This window comes from Cronobacter sakazakii (genome assembly GCF_000982825.1).
Taxonomy (GTDB): Bacteria; Pseudomonadota; Gammaproteobacteria; order Enterobacterales; family Enterobacteriaceae; genus Cronobacter; species Cronobacter sakazakii.
In genome coordinates this window covers 491,384-506,733 of sequence record NZ_CP011047.1, presented here as the reverse complement: position 1 = coordinate 506,733, position 15,350 = coordinate 491,384, and the positions used below count along the sequence as shown (strand labels likewise).

At 58.4% G+C, this 15,350-nt stretch carries 12 protein-coding genes; 4 read left to right on the top strand and 8 right to left on the bottom strand.

Translation table 11 applies throughout. The annotated features are described in order from the left end of the window. Window positions 1-203 precede the first annotated feature (203 nt). Window positions 204-983 (bottom strand): transcriptional regulator ExuR, encoded by a 780-nt coding sequence (gene exuR, locus CSK29544_RS02315; protein WP_007891199.1) that lies wholly within the window; start codon window positions 981-983, stop codon window positions 204-206. A gap of 113 nt (window positions 984-1,096) precedes the next feature. After that, on the bottom strand, window positions 1,097-2,398 hold the full coding sequence (locus CSK29544_RS02310) for an MFS transporter (protein WP_007872954.1): 1,302 nt from the start codon (window positions 2,396-2,398) through the stop codon (window positions 1,097-1,099). A gap of 470 nt (window positions 2,399-2,868) precedes the next feature. Here CSK29544_RS02310 and uxaC point away from each other — a divergent pair, with 470 nt between their 5' ends. The 3 genes from uxaC (at window position 2,869) to CSK29544_RS02295 (ending at window position 6,400) form a co-directional block, all read left to right on the top strand. Continuing rightward, on the top strand, window positions 2,869-4,281 hold the full coding sequence (uxaC, locus tag CSK29544_RS02305; RefSeq protein WP_007891206.1) for a glucuronate isomerase: 1,413 nt from the start codon (window positions 2,869-2,871) through the stop codon (window positions 4,279-4,281). Between the two features lie 17 nt (window positions 4,282-4,298). Further along, window positions 4,299-5,786 (top strand): UxaA family hydrolase, encoded by a 1,488-nt coding sequence (locus CSK29544_RS02300; RefSeq protein ID WP_029039670.1) that lies wholly within the window; start codon window positions 4,299-4,301, stop codon window positions 5,784-5,786. Window positions 5,787-5,857: 71 nt separating this feature from the next. Beyond that, window positions 5,858-6,400, top strand: a complete 543-nt coding sequence (locus tag CSK29544_RS02295) for a YgjV family protein (protein WP_007891210.1) — start codon at window positions 5,858-5,860, stop codon at window positions 6,398-6,400. 32 nt (window positions 6,401-6,432) lie between these two features. Here the strand turns inward: CSK29544_RS02295 and sstT are convergent, their stop codons facing one another. From sstT to CSK29544_RS02270, 5 genes are all read right to left on the bottom strand, one after another. Continuing rightward, complete coding sequence (gene sstT, locus CSK29544_RS02290; protein WP_004385810.1) at window positions 6,433-7,680, bottom strand: serine/threonine transporter SstT; 1,248 nt, start codon at window positions 7,678-7,680, stop codon at window positions 6,433-6,435. Between the two features lie 294 nt (window positions 7,681-7,974). Then, complete coding sequence (locus CSK29544_RS02285) at window positions 7,975-8,943, bottom strand: TerC family protein (RefSeq protein ID WP_029039669.1); 969 nt, start codon at window positions 8,941-8,943, stop codon at window positions 7,975-7,977. 265 nt (window positions 8,944-9,208) lie between these two features. Continuing rightward, window positions 9,209-10,207 carry a Gfo/Idh/MocA family protein gene (locus CSK29544_RS02280; protein WP_029039668.1) on the bottom strand — a complete coding sequence of 333 codons (999 nt, stop codon included), beginning with the start codon at window positions 10,205-10,207 and terminating at the stop codon, window positions 9,209-9,211. An 83-nt stretch (window positions 10,208-10,290) separates the two neighbouring features. Next, on the bottom strand, window positions 10,291-10,983 hold the full coding sequence (locus tag CSK29544_RS02275) for a SanA/YdcF family protein (RefSeq protein ID WP_029039667.1): 693 nt from the start codon (window positions 10,981-10,983) through the stop codon (window positions 10,291-10,293). A 24-nt stretch (window positions 10,984-11,007) separates the two neighbouring features. After that, entirely contained in the window at window positions 11,008-11,520 is a 513-nt protein-coding gene (locus tag CSK29544_RS02270; RefSeq protein ID WP_007891214.1) for a M48 metallopeptidase family protein, read from the bottom strand. 85 nt (window positions 11,521-11,605) lie between these two features. Here CSK29544_RS02270 and rlmG point away from each other — a divergent pair, with 85 nt between their 5' ends. Next, window positions 11,606-12,736, top strand: coding sequence for a 23S rRNA (guanine(1835)-N(2))-methyltransferase RlmG (gene rlmG, locus CSK29544_RS02265; RefSeq protein WP_004385805.1), 1,131 nt, complete (start codon window positions 11,606-11,608; stop codon window positions 12,734-12,736). 453 nt (window positions 12,737-13,189) lie between these two features. Here the strand turns inward: rlmG and CSK29544_RS02260 are convergent, their stop codons facing one another. Then, entirely contained in the window at window positions 13,190-15,208 is a 2,019-nt protein-coding gene (locus CSK29544_RS02260) for an NADPH-dependent 2,4-dienoyl-CoA reductase (RefSeq protein ID WP_029039666.1), read from the bottom strand. Between the last annotated feature and the right edge of the window lie 142 nt (window positions 15,209-15,350).

The following is a 15,350-nucleotide window of genomic DNA, read 5'->3' as shown; positions in this document are numbered from 1 at the left end:
GGCTCCGTGTGCAATGAGAGAAGTAAGCAAGCGCTAACTTTTCACCAGGAAATGCGTCTAATTGTAACAAAGCTCTGCCTGATGCGTCACAGAAATCGTGCTTTGTTGAAGGTTGATTTTGCTTTCCGGGAATAAGGCTGGCGAGGGTATTTACACACGCTGACACTATATATGGTTTGCTTACCCTCGCAGTAAGAAGAGTATTACTTTCCGCCGTTTGCCGCCGCGTCGAGATGGACCACCGGATTTTCGGCAAAAAGATAGCGGTCGGCGTTAAATTCAAAGTCGTCGCTGGTTTCGTTAAACAGCATCTGTTTGGTGTTCTCCAGGTGCTGCCACATGGCGAGCTTCGCCCCGTGTGGATCTTTGCGAATCAGCGCCTTAAGGATTTTGTCGTGATCGTCGCACCAGTTATCGACGGTACGCGCGTCGATATGCTCATGCAGTTTTTTCCAGTACGGGTTATGCACGCGCTGGGTCCACATTTTTTCGACTATCGCGGCAAGCGCGCTGTTTTGCGTGGCGAGTGCGACCTGCACGTGAAACTGTAAATCCCATTCGGAGTCGCGGAAGAATTTCTCGTTGCGCGCTTTCTCCTGAATTTCCATCAGTTTAATGATGTCTTGCTTGGTTACCTGGGTGGCGGCGAACTCAGCGATATTACTCTCGATAAGCTGGCGGGCCTGTAGCAGCTCGAACGGGCCGTAGCTTGCGAATTCATATTCCTGCTCAGGGGCCGGGGCGTGATGTTTTGCCTGGCTGGCGATGACATGGATACCGGAACCTTTGCGCACTTCAACATAGCCTTCGACTTCCAGCATGATGATGGCTTCACGCACGACCGTGCGGCTGACGTTTTTCTCGTCGGCGATAAAGCGCTCGGCAGGGAGCTTTTCACCCACCTGGTAAACGCCTTCTTCAATGCGTTGCTTAAGCTCAGCGGCCAGTTGTTGATACAGACGGCGCGGTTCTGCGATTTCCATGTATGACTCCAGTGAACACGATACTGCTTAGATTTGTTATACCACTTTTCGGGGGAGCCCTCCACTCGACGCCCATGAAAAAGCCGCCCGCAGGCGGCTTTCAGGATAAGCGATCAGTGTTGTGTGACGGGCGCGCCACTTCGCGTCTCTCGTTCCAGTTCGCTGGCCGGTTTGTTTTTCAGCACCGTCCAGATAACCAGCGCGCCCAGCAGGTCGAACACGGCCAGCACAGCGAACAGCGGGCTGAAGCCAATGGTGTCGGCCAGCGCGCCGACCACCAGGGCGAACAGCGTGCTCGCGGTCCAGGCCGCCATACCAGTCAGGCCGTTGGCGGTCGCCACTTCATTACGACCAAACACATCAGAAGAGAGCGTAATCAGCGCGCCGGAGAGCGACTGGTGCGCGAACCCGCCGATGCACAGCAGGGCAATCGCCACATAGGGGCTGGTGAACAGGCCAATCATGCCAGGGCCAATCATTAGCACCGCGCCCAGCGTCACCACCATTTTACGGGAAACGATCAGATTCACGCCAAACCAGCGCTGGAACAGCGGTGGCAGATAACCGCCGACGATACAGCCGAGATCCGCAAACAGCATCGGCATCCAGGCGAACATCGCGATCTCTTTCAGGTTAAAGCCGTACACTTTGAACATAAACAGCGGGATCCAGGCGTTAAATGTACCCCAGGCCGGTTCCGCCAGAAAGCGCGGCAGCGCGATGCCCCAGAACTGACGGGTGCGCAGGATCTGCCACGGCGACATTTTTTTACCGTTGTTGGTCTGATGCTGCGCTTCCTGGCCGCCAATAATGTAATCGCGTTCTTCTTCGGTCAGTTTTTTCTGGTCGCGCGGATGTTTGTAGAAAATCAGCCAGGCCATCGCCCAGGCGAAGCTCAGCACGCCGGAAATAATAAACGCCAGTTCCCAGCTATGCATGACAATAGCCCATACCACCAGCGGCGGGGCTATCATGGCACCGATAGACGAGCCGACGTTGAAATAGCCCACCGCGATGGAGCGCTCTTTCGCCGGGAACCACTCGGAACTGGCTTTAAGGCCCGCCGGGATCATCGCCGCTTCCGCAGCACCCACGGCGCCGCGTGCCAGCGCCAGGCCGCCCCAGCTGCCTGCCAGCGCGGTTGCGCCGCAGAACACCGCCCATGTCACGGCAAAGAAGGCGTAACCGATTTTCGTGCCGAGAATATCCAGCACGTAGCCTGCCACCGGCTGCATGACGGTATAGGCCGCGGAATAGGCGGCGATAATGTAAGAATATTGCTGCGTGGAGATGTGCAACTCTTCCATCAGGGTGGGCGCTGCGGCCGCTACGGTGTTACGGGTCAGGTAACCCAGCACGGTGCCCAGCGTCACCAGCGCAATCATGTACCATCGTAACCCTTTAATTTTACGCATTGGAAACCTCATCGTTTAATCGTTCGCCGCGCAGGCAGGCATGTTGCCAGGCTTGCGCGATGCTCATTCAGTAACGGGAGGCGCGCCGGAGGTCTTGTCGGTGCCGTCCACGCCCTGCCATACCGTGTTTATGGGACAGGCCGGTATCCGTTCCGGCTGATGGGGTGAATCACACCCTCTAAAACATTCCGTGGGTTTATATGTTGCGACGGCAGAACGATAACTTGTCATACAGCTTTAAAAGTTGAATGCCATCACAAAAGCATTTTTATTTGTAAGGTTACGTCAGGGGCGACACGAAGCCAGACGTGGCGCGGGCTGGCGCGGCGTTTACTTCGGAACGGGGTGATTATTTGTGTGCTTTTATTGATCTGACTCACGAAAATAGCTTCGGTCGCTGGAAATTGGTGTGATAACTTTGACAGCATCATGCTAACGCATCTGAAATACTGGCTCAGAGGAAGCATAAAATGACCCCGTTCATGACCGAAGATTTCCTGCTCGACACCGAATTCGCCCGCCGTCTGTACCACGACTACGCTAAAGACCAGCCGATTTTCGACTATCACTGCCACCTACCGCCGCAGCAGATTGCCGAAAATTACCGTTTCAAAAACTTGTATGACATCTGGTTGAAAGGCGACCACTACAAATGGCGCGCGATGCGCACTAACGGCGTGCCGGAGCGGTTGTGTACCGGCGATGCGAGCGACCGCGAGAAGTTTGACGCGTGGGCGGCAACCGTGCCGCACACCATCGGCAACCCGCTCTACCACTGGACACATCTGGAGCTGCGCCGTCCGTTTGGCATTACCGGCAAACTGCTGTCGCCGAAAACCGCGGATGAGATCTGGAACCAGTGCAACGATCTGCTGGCGCAGGATGCGTTCAGCGCCCGCGGCATCATGCAGCAGATGAATGTCAAAATGGTGGGCACCACCGACGATCCGATCGATTCTCTGGAACACCACGCGACCATCGCGAAAGACAGCGCCTTCACCGTCAAAGTGCTGCCGAGCTGGCGCCCGGACAAAGCGTTCAACATTGAACAGGCGACCTTTGCCGATTACATGGCGAAGCTTGCGGAAGTCTCCGATACCGATATCCGCCGCTTCAGCGATCTGCAAACGGCGCTCACTAAACGTCTGGATCACTTTGCGGCCCACGGCTGTAAAGTGTCGGATCACGCGCTGGATGTGGTGCTGTTTGCCGAGGCGAGCGAAAGCGAGCTTGATGCTATTCTGTCGCGCCGTCTGGCGGGCGAGACGCTCAGCGGCCATGAAATGGCGCAGTTTAAAACGGCGGTGCTGGTCTGGCTTGGCGCGGAATACGCGCGTCGCGGCTGGGTGCAGCAGTACCACATCGGCGCGCTGCGTAATAACAACCAGCGCCAGTTCAGACTGCTGGGGCCGGATGTCGGTTTCGACTCCATCAACGACCGCCCGCTCGCGGAAGAGCTTTCAAAACTGCTGAGCAAACAGAACGAAGAAAATCTGCTGCCGAAAACCATTCTCTACTGCCTGAACCCGCGCGATAACGAAGTGCTGGGCACCATGATCGGCAACTTCCAGGGCGAAGGGATGCCAGGCAAGATGCAGTTCGGCTCCGGCTGGTGGTTTAACGATCAGAAAGACGGCATGGAACGTCAGATGACCCAGCTCGCGCAGCTCGGCCTGCTGAGCCGTTTTGTGGGGATGCTGACCGACAGCCGCAGCTTCCTTTCCTATACCCGTCATGAATACTTCCGCCGCATTCTGTGCCAGATGATTGGCCGCTGGGTGGAAGCCGGCGAAGCGCCGGCGGATATCGATCTGTTAGGCGAGATGGTCAAAAACATCTGCTTTAACAACGCCCGCGACTACTTCGCCATTGAACTCCACTAAGGCCCTTTGAGGTTGATATGCAATACATCAGGATCCATTCGCAGGATAACGTCGCGGTAGCGCTGGCGGATCTGCCTGAAGGCACGGTGATCGCCATTGACGGGCTGTCCGTCATGCTGTTGCAGCCGGTGGCGCGCGGGCATAAGTTCGCGCTGCGCGCCATCGCTCAGGGAGAGAACGTGGTGAAATATGGCCTGCCGATTGGCCATGCGCTGGCGGATATCGCGCCGGGCGAACATATTCACTCCCACAATACCCGCACCAATCTCAGCGATCTGGATGAGTACAGCTATCAACCCGAAACGCCATTCACCGGCGAGCAGATGGGCGATCGCGAGGTGCAGATCTACCGTCGCGCCAGCGGCGAGGTGGGGATCCGTAATGAACTGTGGATCCTGCCGACCGTCGGCTGCGTCAACGGGATCGCGCGCCAGATCCAGAACCGTTTCCTGAAAGAGACGAACGACGCCGAAGGCACCGACGGCGTGTTTCTCTTCAGCCACACCTACGGCTGCTCGCAGCTTGGCGATGACCACATCAACACCCGCACCATGCTGCAAAACATGGTGCGCCACCCGAACGCCGGGGCGGTGCTGGTGATTGGTCTTGGCTGTGAGAACAACCAGGTGGACGCGTTTCGCGAGACGCTCGGCGATTTCGACCCGGCGCGCGTACATTTTATGGTTTGCCAGCACCAGGATGATGAAGTGGAAGCGGGGCTTGCGCATCTGCACGCGCTTTATGACGTCATGCGCCACGACAAACGCGAGCCGGGCAAACTCAGCGAGCTGAAATTCGGGCTGGAGTGCGGCGGTTCAGACGGGCTTTCCGGCATTACCGCCAACCCGATGCTTGGCCGTTTCTCGGATTACGTCATCGCCAACGGCGGCACCACGGTACTGACCGAAGTGCCGGAGATGTTCGGCGCGGAGCGCATTCTGATGAGCCACTGCCGCGACGAAGCGACGTTTGAGAAAACCGTCACCATGGTGAACGACTTCAAACAGTACTTTATCGCGCACAATCAGCCGATTTACGAAAACCCGTCGCCGGGCAACAAAGCGGGCGGCATCACCACGCTTGAAGAGAAATCGCTCGGCTGCACGCAGAAAGCGGGCGCAAGCCAGGTTGTCGACGTGCTGCGCTATGGCGAGCGGCTGCATACGCCTGGCCTCAACCTGCTGAGCGCGCCGGGCAACGACGCTGTCGCCACCAGCGCGCTGGCGGGCGCGGGCTGTCATATGGTGCTGTTCAGCACCGGGCGCGGCACGCCGTACGGCGGTTTCGTACCGACGGTGAAAATCGCCACCAACAGCGAGCTGGCGGCGAAAAAACCGCACTGGATAGACTTCGACGCCGGCCAGCTGCTGCACGGCACCGCGATGCCGCAACTGCTGGAAATGTTTGTCGATAAGATTGTGGAAATCGCCTCCGGCAAACAGACCTGCAATGAGAAAAACGATTTCCGCGAGCTGGCCATCTTTAAGAGCGGCGTGACGCTGTAGGCCCCGGATAACGTCATCATCAGACGGCGTTTCATTTATGAAGCGCCGTTTCTTTTTGAGAGGGACGCTTTATGACCGCGTATTGGCTGGCCCAGGGCGTTGGGGTCATCGCCTTTCTGATTGGCATCACCACCTTTTTCAACCGCGACGAGCGGCGCTTTAAGCTGCAACTGGCGCTTTACAGCGCCGTCATCGGCGGGCACTTTTTCCTGATGGGCGCGACGCCTGCGGGCATGAGCGCGGAGCTCAACGCGCTGCGCACGGTGATTTCGCTACGCACCCGCAGCCTGTGGATTATGACGCTGTTTATCGTGCTCACGCTGACGCTCGGGTTGGTGAAGCTCCACCACGCCATCGAGCTGTTACCGATTATCGGCACCGTCGCCAGCACCTGGGCGCTGTTTCGCTGCACGGGGCTTACCACCCGCTGCGTGATGTGGTGCTCCACCGCCTGCTGGGTCACGCATAATTTCTGGATTGGCTCGATAGGCGGGACGCTGATTGAAGGCAGTTTTCTCATCATCAACGGGCTTAACATTGTTCGTTTCTGGCGGATGCAACAACGCGGCATCGATCCGTTTAAGGTCGAAAAAGAGATAGTACAGAAGCGATAAAAAACGGCGGCCCGCAGACCGCCGAAGAGGGATTAGTTACGCAGCGCGTGGCTCGCAAGACGCGCATCTTCCGCCTGGCACGCCGCTGCGGTGAAGAGCACGTCGGTGGAGGAATTCAGCGCGGTTTCGCAGGAGTCCTGCAACACGCCGATGATAAAGCCCACCGCCACCACCTGCATGGCGATATCGTTCGGGATACCGAACATATTGCACGCGAGCGGAATCAGCAGCAGCGAACCGCCCGCCACACCCGACGCGCCGCAGGCGCACAGCGACGCCACCACGCTCAGCAGCAGCGCGGTCGGCACATCCACCGCGATCCCGAGCGTATGCACCGCCGCCAGCGTCAGCACCGTAATGGTGATCGCAGCACCCGCCATGTTGATGGTCGCACCGAGCGGGATAGACACCGAGTACGTATCGCGGTCCAGATTCAGCTTCTCGCACAGCGCCATATTGACCGGGATATTCGCCGCCGAGCTGCGGGTAAAGAACGCGGTCACGCCGCTTTCGCGCAGGCAGGCGAACACCAGCGGGTACGGGTTACGACGGATTTTCGCAAACACAATCAGCGGGTTTATCACCAGCGCCACCAGCAGCATACAACCGACCAGCACGACCAGCAGTTGCGCGTAGCCCCACAGGGTATCGAAACCGGTAGTGGCGAGGGTGGACGCGACCAGACCGAAAATCCCGATGGGCGCGAAGCGGATCACCAGCTTCACCATAAAGGTGACGGCATCCGACATATCATTCACCAGATTTTTGGTGGTGTCGTTGCCGTGACGCAGCGCGAAACCGAGACCCACAGCCCAGACCAGAATGCCAATGTAATTGCCTTTCAACAGCGCATCAATCGGGTTCGCGACCATGCTGAGCAGCAGGTCGCGCAGCACGCCGACAATGCCGGTCGGCGGCGTAATATCCGTCGCGCCTGCAACCAGATGCAGCGTGGAAGGAAAGAGAAAGCTGAACAGCACGGCGGTCAGCGCTGCGGAAAACGTGCCCAGCAGATAGAGCCAGAGAATGGGGCGGATATTGGTTTTCTGCCCGTGTTTATGGTTGGCGATAGAGGCCATTACCAGCATCAGCACCAGTACCGGCGCCACGGCTTTCAGCGCGCCGACGAACAGCGTGCCGAGCAGCCCGACCGCGATAGCCGCGGGTTTGGAAAGCCAGGCCAGCAGAATACCGAGCACCAGTCCCACCAGAATCTGTTTTACCAGACTGCCCTGTGCCAGGCGGTGTAGCAGGCCGCCGCCCTGAGATTGCGTAGTCATACTATTTCCTTCAGAAGTGATGTGGTTGCATCCCGCGCCATGTTCTGTGCCACGTTGCGTCAGGATGTAACAAAAGTTTGCACAGATGAGTATAAGGATTTGGCTACGCGGAGAAAGGGGATAGTGCTGGATTTTCTGAATTGCTCCCGTTTTTTAACTATCTCTTAACGTTATTGTGACAATATCGGCAATTCCGTCATCGGGCGCGTTGCAAAAGCGCGGGGAGCGAATAACCCATAAAAAAACGCCGTCCGCAGGAGCACGGACGACGTCAAAGCCATGACGGCAAAATCCTTATTCCGCCAGCTTTCTCTTATCGTTGCGGTGGTTAACCCAGGCGTTAATGACCAGCGTTATCACCAGAATGCCGCCGACCACGCCAAGCGAAATGGCGATTGGAATATGATAGAAATCGACAATCAGCATCTTGATACCGATAAACACCAGGATCACCGACAGCCCATATTTCAGCATCGAGAAACGCTCCGCCACGCCCGCCAGCAGGAAGTACATGGCGCGCAGACCGAGGATCGCGAAGAGGTTAGAGGTCAGCACGATAAACGGGTCGGTGGTGACGGCGAAAATCGCCGGGATGCTGTCCACCGCGAAAATCACGTCGCTCAGCTCCACCATAATCAGCACCAGCAGCAGCGGGGTGGCGTACAGCAGGCCGTTTTTACGCACGAAAAAGTGCTCGCTCTCGATGCTGTCCGTCATGCGCAGATGCCCGCGCAGCCAGCGCACCAGCGGTTTATCGCCGATCCCGCCTTCATCTTCTTTCGCGAGCGCCATCTTCACGCCTGTAAAGAGCAGGAACGCGCCGAACACATACAGCAGCCATTCAAACTGCGTAATAAGCCAGCTACCGGCGAAAATCATAATGGTGCGCAGCACGATAGCGCCCAGCACGCCGTAAATCAGTACCCGGCGCTGGAGCGCCGGCGGTACGGCGAAATAGCTAAAGAGCATCAGCCAGACGAAGACGTTATCGACCGCGAGCGCTTTTTCGATGAGATAACCGGTCAGGAAGGCGAGCGCCTGGGTATCCGCCACTTCACGCCCGGCGGTGCCGGTGAGATACCACCAGAAGGCCGCGTTAAACAGCAGGGACAACGAAACCCAGACGATGGACCAGGCGGCCGCCTGCTTCATGGTCATCGCGTGCGCGCCGCGTCGCCCCTGAAGCAGAAGGTCGATAGCCAGCATAATCACCACGATGACGGCGAAGCCGCCCCACAGCAAGGGAGTGCCGACAGTATTCATAAGCGAAATCCTCTAAACAAAAACGGCTAACGTCAGAAGACGTCAGCCGCTTTGCTTAAGAGCACCGCACAGACCTCGCCTTCCGGCAAGGTCTCACTTACAGCCGCCGCGTTATCATGTAGATAACAGGCTGACTGCCCGACGACCGGATGCATGGCATCGTAATGACGACCGTCGGCGTTAGAAGTTACTCCCCTTTGCAAGTAACAAACTATTACAAAGCATTTATGCGGTCAATGACTCACCGTGGCGCTTTTACAAAGCTTTACGCCGGAAGCGGCGTGCTCACATCATCTGCCGGGAATTTCACGCCCGTCTGGGCGCGGATCTCGGTGAGCAATTTCGCTGTCGTACGGCTGACCGCGATGCCCGGATGATTCACTTCGTTTGCCTCGACCAGGCGCGCAAAGGTGTCCGCTTCATAGAGCATCGTATTGATGTGCTGCGGCAGCGTCAGCTCCTGCGGTTTGCCGCCGCGCGGGATGAACGTGATGCGCTGGCACTCGGAGAGCTTTTCAATCACCAGCGAGCCCGCCTCGCCCTGAATTTCGCTCGGAAGCGCAGAGTCGCTCACTTTGGAGTGCAGCAGCGTGACGTCGAAATCGCCATAATTCATCTCAACCACGCCGTGCGCGTCCACGCCGCTTGCCAGCAGGCTGGCGGTGGCTTTCACTTCATGTGGCTCGCCCCACAGCGCAACGGCGCTGGCGAGCGTATAAAAGCCGATGTCCATAATCGAGCCGTTGGAGAACGCCGGGTTAAACGTATTTGGGTTTTCGCCGTTCAGGTAACGCGGGTAGCGCGACGAATACTGGCAGTAGTTAAACAGCACTTTGCGAAGCGTGCCCACTTTCGGCAGCGCCTGTTGCAGCGCGATGAAATTCGGCAGGCTGGCAGTTTTAAACGCCTCGAACAGGACTACCTGATTTTCACGCGCGCAGGCGATCGCCGCTTCCACTTCGCGCAGGTTAGAGGCCAGCGGCTTTTCGCAAATCACATGCTTTTTATGGTTCATAAACAGGCAGGACTGGGAAAAGTGCAGGGCGTTGGGGCTTGCGATATAGACCGCGTCGATGGCGTCGCTTTCGGCCAGCGCCTCCAGTGACGTGAAGAGATGCTCCACCGGGTAGTCGCTCGCGAACGCCTGCGCCTGTTCAAGGCTTCGGGAGTAGATCGCGGTCAGGGTAAATTTGCCCGTCTCGTGGGCGGCATCGACAAACTGGCGCGTTATCCAGTTCGTTCCAACAACGGCGAAACGTATCATAAAGGCGTGTCTTCTCCGACAGTGAATATCTTTTCAGAGTAACACGCGAAAATGACAAAACCAGTGCGCGCGGGCGCAGATTGTTATGGTGTGGGAGCGTAAATATTGCAGCCGCGCGGCGCGTCTTTCGGACCTATGGCTACCTGAGGCCCAAGAAAGTGCGGTTCGCGGCGAAGCCAACGGGCATCAAGCAGCGCCCGTACGCGGGCGAACCGTTCTCGCAAGAGCGTATATTGCGTATGGCGCAAGGCCGGATCTTCAGCGTTAAACCCGATGGCGTCGATGCCATAATGTTGCGCCAGGTAAATGGCGCGCTGATTGTGAAACGCCTGCGAGATAATGGTAATCCGGTTTTCCTGAAACACTTCTCGTGCGCGCACGACGGAATCGAGCGTTGAAAACCCCGCGTAGTCACAGAAAATGGCGGCGGCGGGTACGCCGTGGCGGTTAAGCGCTTCGGCCATTGCCGTCGGCTCATCGTAATCCGTACGGCTGTTATCGCCGCTCACCAGCAGCCAGGAGACTTTCCCGGCGTGATAAAGCCCGGCGGCGGCCTCGATACGGCGGTTGAAGAAGCGGTTGTCAGGGCGTGCGCCGAGCACCAGCCCCACTTTGCGGGCAGGAATATTGTCGACCGTGTCATACAACCGGCCAGCCGCGGCGTGTGTGACCGCGCGGTCGGCACCGATAATGGCCATCGCCGACAGCAACGCGCCAGTCAGGATAATCACGGCGGCGAGAGTTAAGCCGCGTTTTGAGCGAGTGGAAAATTTCACGTTGCGTCCTTGCAAAAGCTGAGGTTAAGCCGTCTGCCCGCCGCTTTGCGCCAGCGCAAGCTGGGTCAGCCACAGGCGGGTGTCGAATTCGAGCTGATGATACTGCGGTTCCATATGGCAGCACAGCTGATAAAAGGCTTTGTTGTGTTCCTTTTCTTTAATATGCGCCAGCTCATGCACCACGATCATCCGCAGGAAATCTTCCGGTGCCTGGCGAAACACCGTGGCGACGCGAATTTCCGCTTTGGCTTTCAGCTTGCCGCCCTGCACGCGGGAGATTGCGGTATGCAGCCCGAGCGCGTGCTTCATCACATGGATTTTATTGTCATAGGCCACTTTATTGAGCGGCGGGGCGCTGCGCAGATAGCGGTTTTTCAGCGCCTGCGCATAGTCATAAAGCGCTTTATCGGTGGTTATCAGATGCTTGTGCGGATAGCGCTTCTCAAGGACGTCGCCGAGGCGGTTCTGGTCAATCAGCGTGCGCACCTGGACAAGCAGCGATTCCGGGTAGCCCTGGAGATACGTCAGTGTGGTCATCACGGCCTCAGCGGGTGAAAAAAAGGTTTACTCAGGGGTGTAATTAAGGGATAAAACGCGCGGATTTTACCATTCGGGAGGGCCGATGAGCCAGGTGGAGTTACTTAATCAAACACTGACGCTGCAGCGTTTTCCGCCAATGCCGGAAGAGACGCCGCTGCAGGCCTGGGAGGCAGCGGATGAATACCTGCTGCAACAGGTCGAACAGCCCTCCGGCCCGGTACTGATTTTCAACGACAGTTTCGGCGCGCTCGCCTGTGCGCTGGCGGATGTACGTCCGGTCAGCGTTAACGATTCGTTCATCGCCCATCAGGCCACGCGCCACAACCTGCGCCTGAACGATATCGACGACTCTCTCGTGACGATGCAGGACAGCCTTAGCCCGCTGCCCGACGCACCCGAGCTGGTGCTGATGAAAATCCCGAAACAGCTCGCGCTGCTGGAGCAGCAGCTGCGCGCGCTGCGAAAAGTAGTAACGCCGCAGACGCGCATTATCGCCGGTGCCAAAGCGCGCGATATTCACACCTCAACGCTTACGCTTTTTGAGAAAATTTTAGGGCCGACCACCACGACGCTCGCCTGGAAAAAGGCGCGCCTGATTCACTGCGCCTTCAGCGCCCCGGCGCTTGCCGACGCGCCTGAAACCTTAAGCTGGAAGCTCGACGGCACGCCGTGGACGATTCACAACCACGCCAGCGTGTTTTCCCGCACGAGTCTCGACATCGGCGCGCGCTTCTTTATGCAGCACCTGCCGGAAGCGGTGGAAGGCGAGATGGTGGATCTCGGCTGCGGCAATGGCGTGATCGGCCTGACGCTGCTGGCGCAAAACCCGCAGGCGAAGGTACGGTTTGTCGACGAGTCTTATATGGCGGTGGCTTCGAGCCGTCTGAACGTTGAAACCAATCTGCCGGAGGCGATGGAGCGCTGCGAGTTTCAGGTGAATAACGCGCTGACGGGCGTGGAGCCGGAAAGCTTTCACGCGGTGCTTTGCAACCCGCCGTTCCATCAGCAGCACGCGATTACCGATCATATCGCCTGGCAGATGTTCCAGGACGCCCGCCGCTGCCTGAAATGGGGCGGCGAGCTGCGCATCGTCGGCAATCGCCATCTCGATTATTTCCGCAAGCTGAAGAAGATTTTCGGTAACTGCACGACCGTCGCGACCAACAATAAATTTGTGGTGTTGAAGGCGGTAAAGTTGCGTAAAAGCCGCTGAGAAGGGCATTTTGCGGGGTTTTATGGGGCGGTGGGTGCGCTTCGCTTACCCACCCTACATCCCGTGAGAGAGCCTCAATCGTAGGGCGGGTAAGCGAAGCGCACCCGCCATCACAGAAAGTAAGAAGACCGGTGAGGCAGGGTAAATATATCAGGGTGGTGAATGCGTTCCGTTCGCCATTACGTCTTTTTTATATGGACGCTTTCCTCATGCGAACGTGCAAAGGGGGCTCGCCGCCGCCCCCTTTGCAATCCCGGCTCCCGGCGGAAATCGGCCCTCATGGGCCGATTTTTTTTAGCCGGAGTAAAACCATCCACCTTGCCGTCCGCGTTGTGGCCAGGGAAAAACGGTGGGTGCGCTTCGCTTACCCACCCTACATAATTTGAGGGTGTCTCAATCGTAGGGCGGGTAAGCGCAGCGCACCCGCCATCACCACCGCACCCGCCATATGCCTTAAATCTCCAGCGCCAGCTGCGTGCCCTGGGCGATGGCGCGGCGGGCGTCGAGCTCCAGCGCCACGTCGCAGCCGCCAATCAAATGCACCGGCTTGCCCATCGCGCGCAGCGGCGCCGCGAGCGCCTGTTGCGGCTCCTGGCCCGCGCAAATAATCACGTTATCCACTTCAAGCACCTGCGCTTCGCCGTTGATCAACACATGCAAACCACGATCGTCGATACGCTGATAACTCACCGCCGGGATCATCTTCACGCCGCGCGCCAGCAGCGTCGCGCGATGGATCCACCCGGTCGTTTTGCCAAGCCCGTCGCCCGGTTTCCCGGCGCGGCGTTGCAGCATCACAATCTGGCGCGGGCTTTTCGGCAACACCGGCCCTTCGGGGCGCAGGCCGCCCGGCGCGTTAAGGCTGGTGTCGATGCCCCATTCCACGCAAAACTCGGCGATATTCTGGCTGGTGGCTTCTCCCGGCTGGCTTAAATACATCGCGGTATCAAAGCCGATGCCGCCGCAGCCGATAATCGCCACGCGCTGCCCGACCGGCGCTTTATCGCGCAGTACGTCGAGATAGGTCAACACACTCGGATGATCGATGCCTTCGATATCCGGCACGCGCGGCACAATGCCCGTCGCGAGCGCCACCTCGTCAAATTCCGCCAGCATCGCGGCATCGACGCGCGTGTTAAGCGCGAGCGTCACGCCGGTCACTGCCAGCATCCGGCGGAAATAGCGCAGCGTCTCGTAAAACTCCTCCTTGCCGGGGATCTGTTTGGCGATAGTAAACTGCCCGCCAATCTCCGCGCTGGCGTCAAACAGCGTCACCACGTGCCCGCGCTGTGCGGCATTCACCGCAAACGAAAGCCCCGCCGGGCCCGCGCCCACCACCGCCAGCTTTTTCGGCGTGCGGGCAGGCACAGAGACCATTTCTGTTTCATGACAGGCGCGCGGGTTCACCAGACACGACGTAATTTTGCCCGCGAAAATCTGATCGAGGCACGCCTGGTTGCAGCCGATGCAGGTATTAATTTCCGCCTCGCGCCCGCTCGCGGCTTTGGAGAGCAGCTCGGCATCGGCCAGAAACGGCCGCGCCATCGAAACCATATCGGCATCGCCCGCGGCGAGAATCGCCTCCGCCACGTGCGGATCGTTAATGCGGTTAGTCGTCACCAGCGGCAGACGAGTCAGCCCGCGAAGTTTACGCGTCACCCAGGTAAACGCGCCGCGCGGCACCGGTGTGGCAATCGTCGGAATACGCGCCTCGTGCCAGCCAATGCCGGTATTCAGCAGCGTCGCGCCCGCCGCCTCAATGGCGCGGGCAAGCTGTACGGTTTCATCGAAGGTCGAGCCGCCTTCGACGAGATCCAGCATCGAGAGACGATAAATAATGATAAAGTCCTGGCCCACGCGCTCACGCACCGCGCGCACGACGTCAACGGCGAAGCGCATCCGGCGGGTGTAATCACCGCCCCATTCATCCTCGCGATGGTTGGTGCGCGCCGCCAGGAACTGGTTTATCAGATAGCCTTCCGAGCCCATGATCTCCACGCCATCATAGCCAGCCTCGCGCGCCAGCGACGCGCATCGTGCGAAATCCTCGATCAGCGCGAGTATTTCGTCATGGGTCAGTTCATGGGGCGCAAAGCGGTTAATCGGCGCCTGTAAGGGCGACGGCGCGACCGGGTGCGGCTGATAGCTGTAGCGCCCGGTATGCAAAATTTGCAGCGCGATTTTGCCGCCTTCGCGATGCACGGCGTCGGTAATGACACGATGATGGGGCAGGTGATGCGCGTCATTGAGCACCGCGCCGCCCTGAATTGCCACGCCGGAGGGCGACGGCGCCACGCCGCCGGTGACAATCAGCGCCACGCCATGTCGGGCGCGCTCGGCGTAAAAGGCCGCCAGTCGCCGCGCGCCGTCCGGGTGCTCCTCAAGCCCGGTATGCATTGAACCCATCAGGACGCGGTTTTTTAGCGTGGTAAAGCCGAGATCGAGCGGGGCGAACAGCGACGGGTAGCTCATGATTGCACTCATCCAGTGTAAAATAATTGTTATGTGGTCGGATGAGTTAATGATTAAGCGATCGACGGCCAAAAGGGAAAGAGACAATCCGCTGATTGTGATGGCAATCAAATTTCAGACGCGGGGGAAAAGGCGACGCGCC